1 protein-coding gene is annotated in these 330 nt (G+C 71.5%); it reads left to right on the top strand.

Annotated elements, in window-relative coordinates; all coding sequences use genetic code 11:
• On the top strand, positions 1-330 hold a 330-nt coding region (locus PUR71_RS40880), incomplete at both ends, for a SpnB-like Rossmann fold domain-containing protein (RefSeq protein ID WP_329924312.1).

Genomic DNA, 330 nt, shown 5'->3' with positions numbered 1-330 from the left:
CAGGCGTGGCTGGCGGAGGAGCGGTTCGCGGGGTCGCGTCTGGTGGTGGTGACGCGGGGGGCGGTGGCCGTTGGTGAAGGGTCGCTGGTGGGTCTGGCGCAGGCTCCGGTCTGGGGTCTGGTCCGGGCGGCGCAGGCGGAGAACCCCGGCCGCTTCGGGTTGCTGGACACGGACGGGGAGGTGATCGTGACCGCTGAGCCGGAGTGGGCCGTGCGGGGCGGATCCGTTTATGTTCCTCGTCTGGTCCGGCTTCCGCTGCCGGAGGGTCGGATGCCGGTCGGTGTGGGTGACACGGTGTTGATCACGGGTGGTACGGGTGGTCTGGGGGCT

The sequence above is a fragment of the Streptomyces sp. SP17BM10 genome (assembly GCF_036322405.1).
GTDB lineage: Bacteria > Actinomycetota > Actinomycetes > Streptomycetales > Streptomycetaceae > Kitasatospora.
The sequence above is the reverse complement of the archived record's forward strand: the minus strand, read 5'-3'. Positions and strand labels throughout refer to the sequence as shown.